Source organism: Marinifilum sp. (assembly GCF_965230805.1).
Classification (GTDB): Bacteria; Bacteroidota; Bacteroidia; order Bacteroidales; family Marinifilaceae; genus Marinifilum.
On the sequence record NZ_OZ246019.1, the window covers coordinates 2,946,863 to 2,964,481 of the forward strand.

The following is a 17,619-nucleotide window of genomic DNA, read 5'->3' on the forward strand; positions in this document are numbered from 1 at the left end:
GAGGTAAAATTCGTTCACAGTTTGATCTGATTTTGAGTAGAAATTTTCTCAAATTTTCGAAGGAATATCGGGATATTTCAAGAAGATTTGAGGAAATTTATGCCGAAAGCAGGCAAACACATAATGGAAAGTTCTCTTTACGACATCTTCATATTAAAAATTCCTCAAAATAGCCCGCTATTCTTTCCAAATTTTTAATGCAAATCTATCGCAAATATAACTTTCTGTGGATAGAATTTTACGTCGAACTCACGTTAACTTGCAAAATGCAAATCCTTATCCCTTAATTTTTATACCATTTGTAATAAAACCGGCATTGGCTATAGAGCTCGATTGCATAAAAAAAGCTGCCCCAACGGACAGCTTTAAAAATATCATTAATATGGATTATCCCTGATATGAATCGATACCAGCTGTTTCCATTTTGCGATCAACTTTTTTCACTAATCCTTGAATTACTTTTCCGGGACCAACTTCTGTAAACGAAGAAGCGCCATCTTCGATCATATTTACCATTGTTTGAGTAAAGCGCACAGGAGCGGTTAACTGAGCAACAAGGTTTTGCTTGATTTCGGCAGGATCAGTAACAGGTTTAGCATTAACGTTTTGGTATACCGGACAAGCAGGAGTAGAAAAATTCGTATTCTCGATAGCTTCTTCCAATTCAACACGGGCAGGTTCCATTAATGGCGAATGGAATGCACCACCTACTTTTAATGGTAAAGCTCTTTTAGCACCAGATTCTTTCAATTTTTCGCAAGCAATTTCTATACCTTTCATGCTACCCGAAATTACCAATTGGCCTGGGCAGTTAAAGTTTGCAGGAACAACTATTTCATCAATTTCAGCACAAACTTTTTCAACAGTCTCATCATCTAAACCAATAATTGCAGCCATGGTTGAAGGTTCAATTTCGCAAGCTTTTTGCATTGCCATAGCACGTTGCGAAACCAATTTCAAACCATCTTCGAAAGAAAGAGTTTCGTTTGCTACCAAAGCAGAGAATTCACCCAATGAGTGACCCGCTACCATTTCAGGTTTAAAATCTTCGCCAAGAGTTTTTGCTAAAATTACAGAGTGCAAGAAGATTGCAGGTTGAGTCACTTTGGTTTGTCTTAAATCTTCGTCGGTTCCTTCAAACATTAAATCAGTAATACGGAAACCAAGAATTTCGTTAGCTTTTTCGAAAAGTTCCTTGGCAAGTTCCGAATTTTCGTACAGGTCTTTACCCATACCTACAAATTGGGCACCTTGTCCCGGAAATACATATGCTTTCATATTCATTCTCAATTAAAACGATCCATCATTTTTTTTGACAGATCATCATGGTAAGTTTTGAATTATTCGGGCACAAAGATATCTAATCCGTTCGCAATCTGCAATTTTACATTTTAGTATGCTGTTGGATGAATGGTTTGCAACCCATGAGGTAATAAAATTCTAAATGTTTTTTGTCGAAATTAATCGAATAAATTCTTCACGAGTGGCTAGGCTCTCGAATGCTCCTGTAAAATCGGATGTTGTGGTAATGGAATTTTGTTTTTGAACACCACGCATCGACATGCACAAATGTTGAGCTTCTATTACCACAGCTACACCTAAAGGATTAAGTGTATTCTGAATGCAATCTTTAATTTGCATGGTCAAACGTTCTTGCACTTGCAATCGGCGGGCAAAAGCATCAACAACTCTTGCAATTTTGCTCAAACCGGTAATGTGTCCGTTGGGAATGTATGCCACATGAGCTCTACCAATAATTGGAAGCATATGATGTTCGCACATCGAGTACACCTCGATATCTTTTACAATCACCATTTGTTTGTAGTCTTCCTTAAACATGGCCGATCGTAAAATATCTTCGGGTTTGATATGATATCCCTGACTTAGGAATTGCATGGCTTTGGCAACACGTAAAGGGGTTTTTTCAAGTCCTTCCCTTGCCACATCTTCACCCAGTAATTCTAAAATCTTTTTATAATGATACATCAGTTCTTCTGTAGTTTCCTGATTGTATTTTTCTATTTTTGTGAATCCTTTTTCTTCTTCTCCGTTTATTGAAAATTCCATTCGTTATTATTGTTGTTAATAAGTCGTTGTATTGCAATGCAAATTAAGTAATAATTTCACCTTTATAACAAACTTTTTGGAGCTTTGTTTAAGCTAAGTCCTTGCATTTATGGATATTTTAATCGTTACAGAGACTTTTGATGTGCTCAAAAATTTTATTTCCCAACTTGAATTGGAAGAAAATTTAGGTCATAATTATGCTCGCTTTACATATCAGGATCAATCATTGGATATTTTAATCACGGGATATGGGGGAAGTATATCTACTTAACGTGAGTTCGAGGTAAAATTCGTTCACAGTTTGCACTGATTTTGAGTAGAAATTTTCTCAAATTTTCGAAGGAATATCGGGATATTTCAAGAAGATTTGAGGAAATTTATGCCGAAAGCAGGCAAACACATAATGGAAAGTTCTCTTTACGACATCTTCACATTAAAAATTCCTCAAAATAGCCCGCTATTCTTTCCAAATCTATCGCAAATATAACTTTCTGTGGATAGAATTTTACGTTGAACTCACGTTACTTACGTTTTTACAAAGGCAATAGCCAATAAAAACTACGATCTGGTAATCCAATTTGGTCAGTTCTATTCATTAAAAGATCAAACTAAAAAAGATCAGATGGTTTGCATTATTGATGATTACTTTGGTGATATAGGTATAGCAGCAGTAAATCAGTTTGCATCGGTATTCGATCTTGGCCTGAGAAACCAAAATGAATTGCCTTTTAAAAATGAGATTTTAGAAAATGAAAGTCCGATTCCGGAAGTCTTAGCAGATATTCGAAAGGTAAGTGGTATTACTTGTAATGCCATTCCCAACCAGCTTAATCTTATTGCAAATTCCTATGCAAAAAATTATCCTGAGGTAATGAGCAGGGAAGGAGCCAATATGCTTTATGTCTGTCAAAAAGAATCAGTAAGATTGCTTCAACTTTTCTATGTTATCGATTGGATTGAAAATGTACAAAATGCAATTGCACCAAACGAATCAATGGCAAATGCAGTGAATAAAACCATAGACCTGCTTTTTAAAGAATCGCACCTGTGAAAATTCGTACTTTTTAAGCAGCGACTATTTTGAGAAGTAAACCATTACGGCTTTCTTGTAATAAATGGCTTGAAATAAACCTCTTGCAAACATAAAACCCAACATGGCTATCCAAAGGCCATGGTTTTCAAGCGACTCGTTTAAAAAATAATACAAGGGTATAAATATGAATAGGGTGGCAGCCAACATGGTTTTTCTCATGTAGGTTGAAGCGGTTGCCCCGATAAAGATTCCGTCCATTAAGAATGAGGCAAAGCTTAAAATAGGCAGCAGAATAACCCATTTTAAATAATCACGAGCCATTGCAATGGTCGATTCAACATCAGTAAGAATGGATAAAATATCAATACCCCAAAAGCCATAAGCAAGGGTGAACATTACGCTTATGCCAATTCCCCAAATAAAAAGTAAGCGAATTACTTTTGCGAGATTCTGAGAGTTGTTTGCTCCAATAAATTTACCAACCAAGGCCTCTGCTGCAAAAGCAAAACCATCCATAAAATACGAGAAGATAAAAAGGAACTGAAGCAATAAGGAATTTACGGCAAGAATTTCTTTGTTTACACTTGCCGATTCGGTGGTGAAAAAGGTAAACACAAAAATAATACAGAGTGTTCTGATGAAGATATCTTTATTCACCAGAAAGAAATGTTTTAATTCCTGTAGCTTCATCATTCCTTTGGCACTCCAATATTTAAATAGTCGCCTGTAGTTTTTAAAGATAAAGAACAGCGCAATCAGTAAGCTGCAATATTGAGCAATCAGTGTACCTAAGGCAACGCCTCTGGCATCCAGCATTAGTCCGTACACAAAAAATGCCGACAAAGCGATATTGATAATGTTTCCGGCTACTGCAATTAGCATTGGTGTTTTTGCATTTTGCATACCAATAAACCAACCGTTTAAAGCATAAAGACCAATGGTAGCAGGAGCTGCCCAAACTCTGATGTAGAAATATGATTTTGCAATGGATTCAACAGACGCCTCACTTTCGATCAACCAGAAACTTAGCATTTCAATAGGTTTTTGAAGGATAAGAATCAGTGCACTACCTACCAAAGCAACGCTCAAAGCTCTGGACAGCGAAAGAATGGCTTCGCTTAAGTTGCGTGCACCATAGGCCTGAGCCGTAATGCCGGTAGTTCCCATGCGTAGAAAGGCAAATCCCCAATATAAAAAATTGAATATGGTACTTCCTAATGCAATTGCCCCAATAAAATCTACTTTTCCCAAATGTCCCATTAAAGCCAGATCGACTAATCCCAGTAATGGAATGGTAATATTACTAACAATATTGGGTACGGCTATATTTAAGATTTTTCTATTCACAATTCAATTTCTAATCAGCAAGCGAAAGTAGCCAAAATTGTTCTGTTTCAAGAATGTTTAAAGGTGAGAAAATAAAAGATGAAAAAGTCTTTAAATTATTTGGAATTAATCTACGTAAAAATTAGATTTGTTTTAGTAACAATTAAATCTATTCACACAACCATAAAAAAATAAAAATATATGGCTTTCGAGTTACCAAAATTAGCTTATACGTATGATGCATTGGAACCGCATATTGATGCGAGGACAATGGAAATTCACCATTCGAAGCACCATGCGGGATATACAAATAATTTAAACGCTGCTATTGAAGGAACCGATTTGGAGAATCAAAATATTGAAGAGATTCTTGGCAATATTTCTCAGCATTCAGTTGCAATTAGAAACAATGGAGGAGGATATTTTAATCATGATTTATTCTGGAAGGTGATGTCTCCTGATGGAGGAGGAGAACCAACCGGCGATTTGCTCTCCGCCATCGAAAAAGATTTTGGATCTTTTGATTTCTTTAAAGCAGAATTTGCTAAAGCTGCTGCAACACGATTTGGTTCAGGTTGGGCTTGGTTGGTAAAACAAGCCGACGGCAAGTTGGTGGTTTCGTCAACAGCAAACCAGGATAACCCACTGATGGACATAGCAGATGTGAAAGGAACACCAATCTTAGGGTTGGATGTATGGGAACACGCGTATTACTTAAAGTTTCAAAATAGAAGACCCGATTATATCTCAGTTTTCTGGGAAGTAATTAATTGGGAGGAAGTGACTAAACGCTTTCAGGATTAGTTTTGTTTATTGTTTTTTTGATTTTGAGGCTGGTTCTTTTTATAAGAATCGGCCTTTTTCTTTTTTATTTTATTGAATATGTAATTTTTAATTGTGAAATTGAGGAGAAAATCAAAAATCAATAAAAAATGGAACACAAACTACCTACATTATCTTATGAATTAAGTGCTTTAGAGCCTTATATCAGCAAAAACACCCTGGAATTCCACTATGGAAAGCATCATCAGGCTTACATTACGAACTTAAATAATCTAATTAAAGGAACTGCTTTTGAAGATGCGAGTTTAGAGGACATTGTAAAACATGCCGAAGGTGGAATTTTTAACAATGGAGCCCAAGTTTACAATCATACCTTTTATTTTGAGGCATTTAAGCCAAAAGGAGGAGGCGAACCTAAGGGCAAACTGCTGGCAGCAATAAACTCATCATTTAACTCTTTCGATAATTTTAAAGCTGAATTTTCAAAAGCCGGAGCAACATTGTTTGGTTCAGGATGGGTTTGGTTGGCAGCTGATTCAGCAGGCAAACTTAATATCATTCAAAAAAAGAATGCAGAAAATCCATTAAGAGATGGTTATGTGCCAATCCTAACAATGGATGTTTGGGAGCATGCTTATTATTTGGATACTCAGAATGCACGACCAAAGTATATCGAGAATTTCTGGCAATTGATTGATTGGGATCTAATCGAAACAAGATTTGAAAAAAGTTGAGATCATTCTTACTACCAGTTTTGTATGAGATTTATTTCATGGCAATACTAGGTATACTGACAAAAATATTGAATTGATCCAGTGAAAGCTTATCACTGGATTTTTTTATTGATATTATTGGGTAGTCCAGGCTTTGGTTAAAGCCGTTGATTAATAATGAGTAATATCGGTATCAGTAATGATCTTGTGTAGCATTTTAAATATTGGATAGAATAGAATGTTTAATTTCTTTGATGAGTCAATAAAAATGGATTAATTTATATCCTAGACTAAATACAATAGGTGTATAACAATATTTCATTAAAAATGTTAAGAGAATTAGTTGCCAAAAACAGAAGTTACCGAAGGTTTTACGAAAATGAAAAGCCAAGTTCAGAGCAGCTTAAGGCTTGGATTGATTTAGCAAGACTTGGTGCCTCTGGAAGAAATGCACAAACAATAAAATACATGATAATCTTATCAGAAGAGATGTGCGAAAGTGTATTTGAACAATTGGCTTGGGCTGGTTATTTGCAAGATTGGGATGGACCACGAAAGGGGGAAAGGCCATCTGCATATGTGGTGATGGTAAACGATGATGCGCTTGGGAAAAACTATTTTAGTGATGATGGAATTGCAGCTCAAAATTTGCTGCTTGGTGCTGTTGAAAGGGGTTTTGGAGGCTGTATCATTCGTGCATTTAAAGAGAAAGAGCTTCGTGAACTACTAAAAATTGAGGCGGGATACTCCATAATCCAGCTAATAGCATTGGGAAAGCCAAAAGAGGAAGTAGTTATCGAAGAAATGAACAATGGAGATATCAAATATTGGCGCGACGAAAATGGGGTTCATCATGTTCCAAAACGTGGTATCGACGAGATCATTTTAGAAGAATTGTAACTGTAATTTTGCGGACTTAAAAAATACTGGTAAAATGAGAAGATATATGGTTGGATGCATTGCTCTTTTTTGTTTTGTTCTTGCAACAGAGAAGCTAAATGCACAGAAGATAAAAACAGATTCCTTGTTTTTTACAGGTGCGGTTATGGATCAGGAAGAACTTTCTTCATTGCCATATGCCCATTATACGGTAAATAATAAGAAGGCAGGAACCTCCAATGCATTTGGTCGCTTTTCATTTTGGGTAAATGCGGGTGATACCATTCAATATTCCTATGTTGGATATCAGAATGTACAAATTGTGGTTAGCGATAGCCTGACATATGATTCTTATCTTTTTGGGGTATTTATGGCAAAAGATACAGTAGCATTGCAGGAAGTATTGATTCTGCCACGATTTGGAGACTTTAAACAGGCTTTTATTAATGCCAAGGTAAATACGCCCGAGTATGTTAGGGCTAAGAACAATGTGAATTCGGCAACCTATGAAGCCTTAACCCAAAAACCCGAAGAGATGGATGCCAAGGCCAATACTGACATGTTAATTAAAAGACATGTGATAGAAAATAATAACAAAGCCATGGTTCCCCAAGAAATGGTTGCGGGAGTGAGTACCTTAAGAACTTTGCCCGAAGTAAAAAGACTTCAACGAAAGCGTACTATGAAAATCCCGGATAATTTGGTTACCGATAAGGAGATCATCAAACTAAAACAGATGTATCGATACGGAATTAAAACAAAGAATAAGAAATAATACAAAAGCGGTGAATTTTCACCGCTTTTGTATTATCCTCTATTAAATAAAGCCTTTATAATTAAGGAGGCCATTTTTGGATTTTCTTTTAATCTCCTGGTTGAATATCCAAACCAATCTTTTCCAAATGGCACATAAACCCTCATGTTATGTCCTTTCTCAACAATTGATTTTCTTAGCTCAGGAGTTACACCGTATAGCATTTGGAACTCATATTTATCTTTCGGTACATTGTACTTCTCAATCAATTTGTAAGCACCATCAACCAAGGGCTTGTCGTGGGTTGCAATTCCAGGATATACATCATTCTTAAGCATAAAATCCAAATCTTTCAAGAAGTGCTCATTGATTTCTTCGTATTTCTTGTATGCAATTTCATCGGGCTCAACATAGATTCCTTTACACAAACGGTAGTTTAGTTTCGAAACGCCGTTCTGCATGTCCATCATGTTGTTTAAGTCGTTAAGGGTGCGTTTTAGATAAGCCTGTACAACCAAACCTACATTTTTCGGGAACTCAGCCTTTAATCTTCTAAAGATGCTGATTTCTTTATCAACGCAAGGAGAATCTTCCATATCTATTCTAACAAAGTTGTTGTATTCAGACGCTTTAGCTACAACGGTTCGGATGTTCTGGTAACAAACTTCCTCGTCAAGCAACAACCCAAAAAAGGTGGGCTTAACCGAATAGTTTCCGTCAATTTTGTTGGCTTCGAAAGTTTCGATGATTTCCAGATAAGCCTCCGTGTTTTCGGTAGCTTCGTCAAGGTTTTTAATGAATTCTCCTAAAAGATCAACGGTAACTTTCATACCTTGATCATTTAATTTTTTTGATTCTCTTACTGCATCTTCAATGCTTTCTCCGGCAATGTATCTTTTAGAGAATATCCAAACTAATTTCTTTGGCATATAGGGGAGAGTTGCTGCTATAAGTTTATTGAACATTGATTTAAATTTTTAGTGATTAATACTTGATAATTGTAGTCCACAATGTAAAGAGTAAAAAGTAGAAAAAGAATGATGTTTATCAGCAAATAAAGATCTTTGGATATTTTAGGAGGTTTTAAAGTTGATGCGATTTTAAAATTGAGGCATTAGATAGAATTTAACCAATTTAGACTTCATTCTTTCATCCAAAAAAGCTGAGGGATAAATTTTAAACCCTTTCTGAATGTCAGGAATTTTTTAGTCTACTTATAAAAGTTATATTTGTTAGGCAAAATCAAAAAATGGCAATACCCTACTAAGAGGTATTGAAATAAATGAGAAAATTAAATACTAAATACCTATGAAAAATTTATCTGTTGCATTAAATGCCGTGTTAGTTGTTGCTGTTGCAATTCTTTACTTTGTTCAGTTCTCAGGTAAAGGAGAATCGAAAAATGTGAAAACTGTAGCGGAAGAAGGAGCTGTTGTGTACATTAATACGGATTCATTACTAAGCAACTATAACTTTTCACGCGATTTAAATGAGAAGTTTTTGAAGAAACAAGAAGATTCGCGTACTGATTTTAACTTTAAAGCTCAGAAATTAGAGAAAGAAGCAATGGAATTTCAGCGCAAGCTTCAAAATAATGGCTTTTTAAACCGTCAAAGAGCAGAAGAAGCACAGCAAAAGTTAATTGCCAAACAGCAAAATTTACAGCAATTGGATCGAGAGCTAAGTGCGGAGTTAATGGGTGAGCAGCAAGCAAACAGCAAGCGTTTGTTTGATAGTGTTACCAACTATTTAAAAGAATACAACTCAACACGTAACCACAGCTTGATTTTAAGTACTACCCAAGGAGGTAACGTATTGTTCTCGCAAGATGGTTTAGATATTACTCAGGAAATTATCGATGGGTTAAACGCCAGATATACACCTGAAACAAAATAACTGAAGGTTTTAAAATTTAAGAAAGGGCAGGTAGCTGATTAGCTAGCTGCCTTTTTTATATATTTGCCACGAAATTAGATCAGAGATATAAGAAATGAGACATTAAATTCCTTCCAAAGTAATAAGGATATAATCTCAGATCTCATATCTGGAATTTCGCATCTCATATCTATAAAAAATGGCTTTTGCTGATAAATACCTGAATAAACAACGCATGTACCCCGAGTACATCGCTGCCACTGTGGACGAAAGGTTGAACATGATTGTAACAATTCCTTGTTACAATGAACCAGATTTAATTCCAAGTTTGGAGGCATTATGGAATTGCGATCGGCCTTATGGTGTGGTGGAAGTAATTGTAATTGTAAATTCAGGAGAACAGACGGAGCAAAAAGTTTTAGATCAGAATGCCAAAACCATAGCCGAAGCAAGGGAGTGGATGGAAACCCATCAGGATGAGAAATTGAAGTTTTATTTAATTCATCAGCCCAAGCTAAAAAGAAAGTTTGCAGGTGTGGGTTTTGCTAGAAAAATAGTAATGGACGAGGCGGTGGCTCGATTCAATAAAATCGACAAATCGAATGGGATCATTACAGGTTATGATGCAGATTCGGCCTGTGATCCGAATTACTTGGTGGAAATTGAGAAGCTCTTTCAAAAGGATCCGAAAGCCAATGGAGCCAATGTCTTTTTTGAGCATCCTTTGGAGGGGGATGAGTTCGATCAGCAAATTTATGAGGCTATTTCGCAATACGAATTGTATCTGAGATACTACATGCTTGCGATGAGATATGCCGGACACCCTCATGCTTATCACACGGTTGGGTCAAGTTTTGCTGTAGCAGCAAGTGCATATATCAAACAAGGAGGAATGAATCGCCGACAGGCAGGCGAAGATTTTTATTTCTTGCAGAAAATTATACCACTGGGTAGGTTTTACGAGATAAAAACCACACGTGTAATTCCTTCTCCTCGTGTTTCGGATCGAGTGCCATTTGGAACAGGAAAAGCTGTTTCAACTTTTGTTGATGAGGGAATTGTTGATTACCAAACTTACAACTATACGGCCTTTAAAGAGCTTAAAGTATTCTTCGATAAAGTGGATGATTTCTTTGGAGTGGATTACGATACCTATTTAAATAGTTTATTGGTACAATTACCAGGCTCGGTTCGTAGTTATTTAAAGGAAGACAATTTCTTTGAGGTATTGGATGAAATCAATAAAAACTGTGCCTCAATCGATACATTTCGTAAGAAATTTTTTGGAGCCTTTAATGCTTTTAAAGTTTTAAAATTCTTAAATAATGTGCACGAGCAATTTATCGAGGAGGAAAGTATTGTGGTTTGTGCCAAGCAGTTGTTAGCCGATTTGGGAATTGATTCCAAAGGAATCTACTCAGCCAAGCAGTTGTTAGAGATTTATCGCGATTACGAAAAAAGATAAATCATACCAATTTCGGGGTAATACGGGTTAGTCTTCAATAAAAATAAAAATATCCTCATTTTCTTTTTTCATGAGGTACTGTTCGCGGGCAAATTTTTCCAGGTTTTTCTTGTTGGTTTTCAGTTGGTGAATTCGGGCTTTATCATTCTCAATTTTCTTTAGGTAATAAGCTTTCTCTTTTTCGAGAGCTTCAATTTTAGATTCATATTCTTTTCTTTCCCAAATGGAATGTTGGTCACCAAAGAACAACCACAAGTAGAAAATCAGGAAAGCAATAAGGTATTTACTTCTGATTATTTTTGGAAAGTATCTTTTTGCGAGTTTGAGAATCATTGCTTTGTCTTTCCGGCTAAAATACAAATAATGTGTAAGAGTGGAAAGGTGTAAAACTAGAAAATTTGTGTATTGGTAGAGAGCTTGCATGCAAGGTTTCTATAGAAATAATAACAGCGAGATATTATCCCAATAAAAAACGACCGAAGAGATTCCGGTCGTTTTCACCTTAAATATTCATACAAAATTGGAAACCGGAATCGTACTGACGTAGGTCCGACTTACGAATCCTATATTTTTATTCCTAGTCTTCCAAGAAGTTAGGGTACATATAATCTACAGGAGGAACAAATGATTCTTTGATGGTTCGTGGAGAAACCCAACGCAATAGGTTAATCATCGAACCAGCCTTATCATTTGTACCCGAACCTCTACCGCCACCAAAAGGTTGCTGACCAACAACAGCACCCGTTGGCTTGTCGTTGATGTAGAAGTTACCGGCAGTGTGAGTTAAACGCTTAACCAATTTTTCGATTGCGTAACGGCAACCAGCGAAAATAGCACCAGTCAATGCATAAATCGAAGTCTGATCAAGAATGTCTAAAGTTTCGTCTACCTTATCATCTTCGTAAACAAAGATGGTGATAATAGGACCGAACAACTCTTCTTCCATGGTAATGTAATCTGCTTTTTTAGCTTGAATTACCGTAGGCTTGATAAAGTAACCTACCGACTTGTCGTACTCACCACCAGCCACAATTTCGGCATCCGGAGAAGCCTTGGCATCGTCAATGGCAGAAGCTAACTTATCGAAAGTAGTTTCGTCGATAACCGCATTGTGGAAGTTTGTGAAATCTTCAGTTCCACCGGTTTTGATCTTTGCCAAATCTTCCTGAACTAATTTCAAAACAGCATCCCACTTGCTTGCCGGAATATAAGCACGCGAAGCAGCAGAACATTTCTGTCCCTGATATTCGAATGCACCACGAGTAATTGCAGTGGCAACTTCGTTTACATCAGCAGTTGGGTGCATAAAGATATAGTCTTTACCACCTGTTTCGCCCACGATACGAGGGTACGACTTGTATTTGTGAATGTTGTTACCAATGGTTTTCCAAATGTCCTGAAATACGCCAGTTGATCCTGTAAAGTGAATACCGGCAAAGTCAGGAGAGTTGAAAATTACGTCAGCAGCAGCAGGACCGGAAACGTATACCAAGTTGATAACGCCATCAGGTACACCTGCTTTTTTAAATACTTCCATTAAAACCTGAGCCGAGTAAACAGCAGTTTTAGATGGTTTCCAAACTACAGTATTACCCATCATAGCAGGAGCAGTTGGAAGGTTGCCTGCAATCGCTGTAAAGTTGAATGGCGTTAAAGCAAAAATAAACCCTTCAAGCGGACGTTGCTCAACGCGGTTCCAAACACCTTTCGACGACATTGGCTGTTGTTTGTAAATTTCAGTCATATACTGAACGTTGAAACGCAAGAAATCAGCAATTTCGCAAGCAGAGTCGATCTCGGCCTGGAAAGCATTTTTCGATTGTCCCAACATGGTTGCTGCGTTTAATTTCATACGGTAAGGACCGGAAATTAATTCAGCAGCTTTTAAGAAGATAGAAGCGCGATGTTCCCAAGCTAAATTTTCCCATGCTGGCTTGGCTGCTAAAGCTGCATCAATAGCCATTTGAACATGTTCTTTTCCTCCTTGGTGATAGTGTCCCAACACATGTTTGTGATCGTGTGGTGGCGTCATTGCAAACAAATTGCCTGTTTTTACTTCTTCGTTACCGATATACATAGGTACTTCGATTACTTCAGAACGCATTTTTTTAATGGTAGCTTGCAATTCAGCTCTCTCTGGAGTTCCTGGTGCATAGGAGTAAATAGGCTCGTTTGTAGCAACCGGAACATTGTATATACCTTTTGGCATAGTAATGATTGTTTAAGGGTTATTATTTTACAGTTTTTTTATTCTCTCAGCAAATCTATAAAAAAAACAATTCTTGATTTATGAGTATTATCATGATTTAGCATTTATATCAAAAACATTGTACCTAAGAATTTCACAAGATTTTGTATTAATGGCTTAATTTTTAACTTATGATATTTTTTAAGTGCCTAAAGTACTTAAAGTGTATGAAAAAAAGTTAAGACTCATTTCTTAATAGAACTGGTATTAATTCTTCGAATCTTGATGTTTAAATAAGCCATTGTGATGGAAACAAAGGGACTAATGATATTAAAGAAGCAGAAAGGTGCGAATGCTGTTGTTGCTACTCCCAATGCTCCGGCTTGTGCAGCTCCGCATGTATTCCAGGGAACCAAAACTGAGGTTACTGTTCCCGAATCCTCAAGTGTACGGCTTAATACTTCGGGTTTTAAATTTTGATCCTGGTATGATTTTGCAAACATTCTTCCGGTAACTACTATTGAGATGTACTGGTCGGATGCCGTTAAATTCAAAAATCCGCAGCTAATGGCTGTAGTGGCAACCAACGAGCCGTTTGAATGCACCGCCTTTAACATGTATTCTGTAATTTTTTTAAGAATACCTGCTGTTTCGAGGATACCGCTAAATACCATGGCGGTTAAAATCAACCAGATGGTATTCAACATTCCTTTCATACCACCTGTTGATAGTAAATCCTGAATGTTTTCATTATCGACAGGAACACTTATATCTGTAAAAATTGATTTCATTACCGCATCGTAGCTTGCTTCGATAAATGATGTACTATTCGAAAGTTGATTTATAATTTGCGGCTGGAAGATAATTGCAAAAATACCACCTATTAATGTACCTGCCAATATGGCTGGCAATGCCGGAACCTTTTTGCTGATGATTACAAATAATAGTATAGGAACCAGAAATAACCACGGCGTAATGGTGAAAGTTTCTTTGATAGCAAATTGTACTTGCTGTATGCTTTCCGGATCTATTTCGCCATGTTTGGTAAATCCTATGATAAGGAAAATCACCAATGTGATTAATATTGAGGGAACTGTTGTGTACATCATATAACGAATGTGTACAAACAAATCGACATTGGCCATGGCTGGAGCCAGATTTGTAGTATCCGACAGGGGAGAAACCTTATCGCCAAAGTAAGCGCCGGATATAATGGCACCGGCAACCAAAGCCGGATTAAACTGCATGGCATTTCCAATTCCGAGCAAAGCAACACCAATGGTGGCAATGGTAGACCACGAGCTGCCTGACACCACCGATATAATGGCACATATCACCACCGAAAGCATTAAGAATAGTTTCGGATTCAGGAATTCCAGTCCATAATAGATCATAGCCGGAACAACGCCCGAAATCATCCAGGTACCAGCTAACGAACCAATCAATAGTAATATCAGTATCGATGGCATTGCTGTACCAATACTCTTTACAAAGCCTTTTTGCAGATCCTCCCATTTTTTACCATGGCGCAGTGCAATAATACCGCCAATGGCAGCAGCTATTAATAAGGAGAATTGATTGGCACCTTCGATGGCGAGATCGTCAAAAACAATGGTATTAACACTTAGCAAGGCGATTAGAAGAAGAATTGGAATTATGGCTTCTCCTAAAGAGAGGGATTTGTTGTTCTTGGTCATGTGTAGGTTTTGGCTTAGTTTTAGAGCTTATGAACTTACAAAAAATAGGTGGGAATTGGAATTAAAATAAATCAGTTGTTAAATTTATATGCTGAGAGGTCGAAATCGATAGGAATTTGTTTTCTATCGAAATTAAGCCGGCAAACATCGAAAGATTTTTAGATTGAAGTATTGATTCCTTTATTTTGATTGTAGATCATGATCAAATAGACAGATGTTTCACTAAAACAAAAATCATGAATACAAAACTAAGTAATAAAACAATAGTTGTCAGATTTTTATTCATCCTAATCGTGGCTACCCAATCTTGTACGGTGAGTTCTTTAAATCCATTGTATACCGATAAGGACAGGGTGCATTTAGAGGAATTGAATGGAGAATGGATTGATCAGGACCAAACCATTTATGAGATCAAAACCATTGTAGATTCTCTAGGTTTAAATGAACCGGCTGTTAAAACAAAAGACGGAGAGGAATCCTATAATTTTGATTTTTTTACTACCGAAAAACGTAAAAAAGAAAAGATAAAGAGGATAAAAAGATATGCCAAGAATCCTGATCTACGAAAGCATTATAAGGTTACTATTATAAGTAAGAAGGATACTTGCGTTTTGGATGGGAGGTTGTCGAATTTAGATGATCACTATTTTATTGATGTTGTTCCTAATGAAGATGACATGTATGATAAAATGGGAGATACCTATGCAGCTGGATTAATGAGCAGAAATCATGGTTTTCTTAAATTGCATTTGAAAAAGAATGAGATCAATTTTAACTCACTTGAACAAGATGCATTTGACGAACTCGTACAAACAAAAAAAATAAGGATTGAGCATGTTAATAGAGACAATAAGATAATTATTACTGCGAAAACCGAGGACATTCAAAAGTTCTTAATCAAGTTTGCAGATTCTGAAATGTTTAATAATCCTAAGGAAGCATTGATTTTGAAAAGAACAAAATGATTCATCAATTGAAAAATATCTTAAGCAGAACAATCCAAAGCAGGTTTTTACATCACCTCCTGTTTTGGGTGCTTTCCTTTTATGTGCTGATCCATTATTTCTCCTACGAAGAGAAATTATCCAAAATAGACTATGTGTATACTGCTTTATTTCACATCAGTTTGGTCATTGGAGTATACATCAATCTACTGCTGTTGATACCAGGATTTTTAAGAAGGGAAAAGTACTTCTTATTCCTGGTTTGTTTTATTGTTGTATGGTTTGCCATTGCCTATTTAAATGAGTTTACATTCGGATATTTAAGTGATTATATTGCTCCGGATTATTTCTTTATCTCTTCCTACGAAATTGCTGATTTACTAAAGTTTAGTATCGTTTACTTGGGTCTAACTACATTACTTAAGCTTTCGGAGTCATGGTTTGCAGTGATCGAGACTGAGAAAAAATTGGTGGAGATGAAACAAAAGCAATCGGAAACTGAATTGTTGGCCCTGAAATCAAACATACATCCGCATTTTTTATTCAATAACCTAAATTCATTATATGCTTTGGCAAGAAAAAAGTCGGATGAAACACCGCACTACATTCTCCAATTATCCGATTTAATGCGATACATGATTTATGAGTCGAACGACCTGTATGTAGATTTGGAAAAGGAAATAGCCTACATTACGAATTATTTGGAATTACAAAAGCTAAGATGTAAAAACAAAACAAAAATTCAATACCTGATAGAAGGAGAATTGGACGGTCAGAAAATTGCACCCTTTTTAATGATTCCTTTCATCGAGAATAGTTTTAAGCATGGAGGTTTAAACCAGTTCGATCGGGATATCATTGATCTCAGTATTCGAATTGAAAATGCTAAATTGGAAATGAATTTGCGTAACTCTATTCCAAAGCAATCCCGTAAGGAAATTGATCCAATTGGTGGATTTGGAATTGAGAATGTAAAAAGCAGGTTGGATTCCCTTTATCCAAACAAACATGAATTGCATTTATCCAAACAGGAAGATGAGTTTAGCATAGCTCTTAAAATAGAACTTAATCATGAACAAAAGTATTGATAGAATATATACGTGTATTATTGTTGAAGACGAACCATTGTCGCAAGAGGTTTTAGAATCCTATGTACTGGATTGTGCTAAATTAAAGCTAAAAGCAATATGTAATGATGCCCTAGAGGCAAATCAATTCTTATTGAAAGAGCAGGTAGATTTGTTGTTTTTGGATATCAATATGCCCAAAATGAATGGCATTGAATGGTTGAAAAGTTTGGAGCAATCGCCAAAAGTAATATTCACCACTGCCTACCCAGAATATGCGGTTGAAGGATTTGATTTGAATGCTTTGGATTATCTCTTGAAACCCTTTTCCTTTGAACGTTTCTTAAGGTCGGTGAATAAATTTCTCTCTTTACAGGATAAGGCCGAGCAGAAACAAGATCTGCAGGAAGAAACGATTTTGGTCAAATCCAACAAGAAAACCTACCTGTTAAAACCGTCTGAGCTGAACTTTATTGAATCGGAAGGGGATTATTTAAAGCTACATAGAGAAGGTGATTGTTTGATAATTCATGAAACGTTAAAAAACTTCATCACAAAACTTCCCGAAAAGGTCTTCTTGCGTGTACATCGCTCTTATATTATCAATGTCAGGAAAATTGAATATTTGGAAGGGAATCGGCTTTGCATTGCTGGTAATATGGTTCCTTTAGCAAACTCTTATCGCGAGCAACTAATAGATCTTATTCAAGAAAGGTAATTTGAATTGTTGTTGACGGCTGTTTCCGGCATTGAAAATGGACCTTGAATTTTCCCGACATATGTTTCCGACATCGGAAACCCCCTTCGGGATCTGCAGGCGTATGTTTT

The 17,619-nt window shown here is 36.4% G+C and carries 18 protein-coding genes; 11 read left to right on the top strand and 7 right to left on the bottom strand.

Features of this window, described 5'->3' with window-relative positions:
- Positions 1-387: 387 nt before the first annotated feature.
- Together fabD and folE are read right to left on the bottom strand one after the other, a co-directional pair.
- The gene (gene fabD / locus ACO05S_RS11915) at positions 388-1,278 is read right to left on the bottom strand and encodes an ACP S-malonyltransferase (protein WP_421918228.1); all 891 of its coding nucleotides are present in this window, start codon (positions 1,276-1,278) and stop codon (positions 388-390) included.
- Positions 1,279-1,440: 162 nt separating this feature from the next.
- Positions 1,441-2,067 carry a GTP cyclohydrolase I FolE gene (gene folE, locus ACO05S_RS11920; RefSeq protein ID WP_421918229.1) on the bottom strand — a complete coding sequence of 209 codons (627 nt, stop codon included), beginning with the start codon at positions 2,065-2,067 and terminating at the stop codon, positions 1,441-1,443.
- 109 nt (positions 2,068-2,176) lie between these two features.
- On the opposite strand from folE, the gene ACO05S_RS11925 reads away from it, so the two are divergent.
- Together ACO05S_RS11925 and ACO05S_RS11930 are read left to right on the top strand one after the other, a co-directional pair.
- The gene (locus ACO05S_RS11925; protein ID WP_421918230.1) at positions 2,177-2,338 is read left to right on the top strand and encodes a hypothetical protein; all 162 of its coding nucleotides are present in this window, start codon (positions 2,177-2,179) and stop codon (positions 2,336-2,338) included.
- Between the two features lie 351 nt (positions 2,339-2,689).
- On the top strand, positions 2,690-3,118 hold the full coding sequence (locus tag ACO05S_RS11930; protein ID WP_421918231.1) for a hypothetical protein: 429 nt from the start codon (positions 2,690-2,692) through the stop codon (positions 3,116-3,118).
- A 24-nt stretch (positions 3,119-3,142) separates the two neighbouring features.
- On the opposite strand, the gene ACO05S_RS11935 is transcribed toward ACO05S_RS11930, so the two are convergent.
- Positions 3,143-4,447 (bottom strand): MATE family efflux transporter, encoded by a 1,305-nt coding sequence (locus ACO05S_RS11935; protein ID WP_421918232.1) that lies wholly within the window; start codon positions 4,445-4,447, stop codon positions 3,143-3,145.
- A gap of 180 nt (positions 4,448-4,627) precedes the next feature.
- On the opposite strand from ACO05S_RS11935, the gene ACO05S_RS11940 reads away from it, so the two are divergent.
- The 4 genes from ACO05S_RS11940 (at position 4,628) to ACO05S_RS11955 (ending at position 7,576) form a co-directional block, all read left to right on the top strand.
- Positions 4,628-5,230, top strand: a complete 603-nt coding sequence (locus tag ACO05S_RS11940) for a superoxide dismutase (protein ID WP_421918233.1) — start codon at positions 4,628-4,630, stop codon at positions 5,228-5,230.
- Positions 5,231-5,358: 128 nt separating this feature from the next.
- Complete coding sequence (locus tag ACO05S_RS11945) at positions 5,359-5,943, top strand: superoxide dismutase (RefSeq protein ID WP_421918234.1); 585 nt, start codon at positions 5,359-5,361, stop codon at positions 5,941-5,943.
- A 306-nt stretch (positions 5,944-6,249) separates the two neighbouring features.
- Positions 6,250-6,822: a nitroreductase family protein gene (locus ACO05S_RS11950; RefSeq protein WP_421918236.1), complete on the top strand. Its 573-nt coding sequence runs from the start codon at positions 6,250-6,252 to the stop codon at positions 6,820-6,822.
- 34 nt (positions 6,823-6,856) lie between these two features.
- The gene (locus ACO05S_RS11955) at positions 6,857-7,576 is read left to right on the top strand and encodes a hypothetical protein (protein ID WP_421918237.1); all 720 of its coding nucleotides are present in this window, start codon (positions 6,857-6,859) and stop codon (positions 7,574-7,576) included.
- 32 nt (positions 7,577-7,608) lie between these two features.
- Here the strand turns inward: ACO05S_RS11955 and ACO05S_RS11960 are convergent, their stop codons facing one another.
- Complete coding sequence (locus ACO05S_RS11960; protein WP_421918238.1) at positions 7,609-8,520, bottom strand: proline dehydrogenase family protein; 912 nt, start codon at positions 8,518-8,520, stop codon at positions 7,609-7,611.
- Positions 8,521-8,863: 343 nt separating this feature from the next.
- Here ACO05S_RS11960 and ACO05S_RS11965 point away from each other — a divergent pair, with 343 nt between their 5' ends.
- Both ACO05S_RS11965 and ACO05S_RS11970 read left to right on the top strand, forming a co-directional pair.
- The gene (locus ACO05S_RS11965) at positions 8,864-9,451 is read left to right on the top strand and encodes an OmpH family outer membrane protein (protein ID WP_421918239.1); all 588 of its coding nucleotides are present in this window, start codon (positions 8,864-8,866) and stop codon (positions 9,449-9,451) included.
- Between the two features lie 178 nt (positions 9,452-9,629).
- Positions 9,630-10,895 (top strand): glycosyltransferase, encoded by a 1,266-nt coding sequence (locus tag ACO05S_RS11970; protein ID WP_421918240.1) that lies wholly within the window; start codon positions 9,630-9,632, stop codon positions 10,893-10,895.
- Between the two features lie 27 nt (positions 10,896-10,922).
- Here ACO05S_RS11970 and ACO05S_RS11975 read toward each other — a convergent pair whose 3' ends face one another.
- From ACO05S_RS11975 to nhaC, 3 genes are all read right to left on the bottom strand, one after another.
- Positions 10,923-11,228, bottom strand: a complete 306-nt coding sequence (locus tag ACO05S_RS11975) for an FtsB family cell division protein (protein ID WP_421918241.1) — start codon at positions 11,226-11,228, stop codon at positions 10,923-10,925.
- A 244-nt stretch (positions 11,229-11,472) separates the two neighbouring features.
- Positions 11,473-13,104 carry an L-glutamate gamma-semialdehyde dehydrogenase gene (gene pruA, locus ACO05S_RS11980; RefSeq protein WP_421918242.1) on the bottom strand — a complete coding sequence of 544 codons (1,632 nt, stop codon included), beginning with the start codon at positions 13,102-13,104 and terminating at the stop codon, positions 11,473-11,475.
- 224 nt (positions 13,105-13,328) lie between these two features.
- A complete protein-coding gene (nhaC, locus tag ACO05S_RS11985; protein WP_421918243.1) occupies positions 13,329-14,780 on the bottom strand; it encodes a Na+/H+ antiporter NhaC in 1,452 nt (483 codons plus the stop codon).
- A 236-nt stretch (positions 14,781-15,016) separates the two neighbouring features.
- Here nhaC and ACO05S_RS11990 point away from each other — a divergent pair, with 236 nt between their 5' ends.
- The 3 genes from ACO05S_RS11990 to ACO05S_RS12000 are packed head-to-tail and all read left to right on the top strand — an operon-like array spanning position 15,017 to position 17,509.
- On the top strand, positions 15,017-15,745 hold the full coding sequence (locus ACO05S_RS11990) for a hypothetical protein (RefSeq protein WP_421918244.1): 729 nt from the start codon (positions 15,017-15,019) through the stop codon (positions 15,743-15,745).
- Positions 15,742-16,812, top strand: a complete 1,071-nt coding sequence (locus ACO05S_RS11995) for a sensor histidine kinase (RefSeq protein ID WP_421918245.1) — start codon at positions 15,742-15,744, stop codon at positions 16,810-16,812. Before ACO05S_RS11990 ends, ACO05S_RS11995 begins: the two co-directional genes overlap by 4 nt.
- Positions 16,796-17,509 carry a LytR/AlgR family response regulator transcription factor gene (locus ACO05S_RS12000; RefSeq protein ID WP_421918246.1) on the top strand — a complete coding sequence of 238 codons (714 nt, stop codon included), beginning with the start codon at positions 16,796-16,798 and terminating at the stop codon, positions 17,507-17,509. The genes ACO05S_RS11995 and ACO05S_RS12000 overlap by 17 nt, the downstream gene beginning before the upstream one ends.
- Positions 17,510-17,619 lie beyond the last annotated feature (110 nt).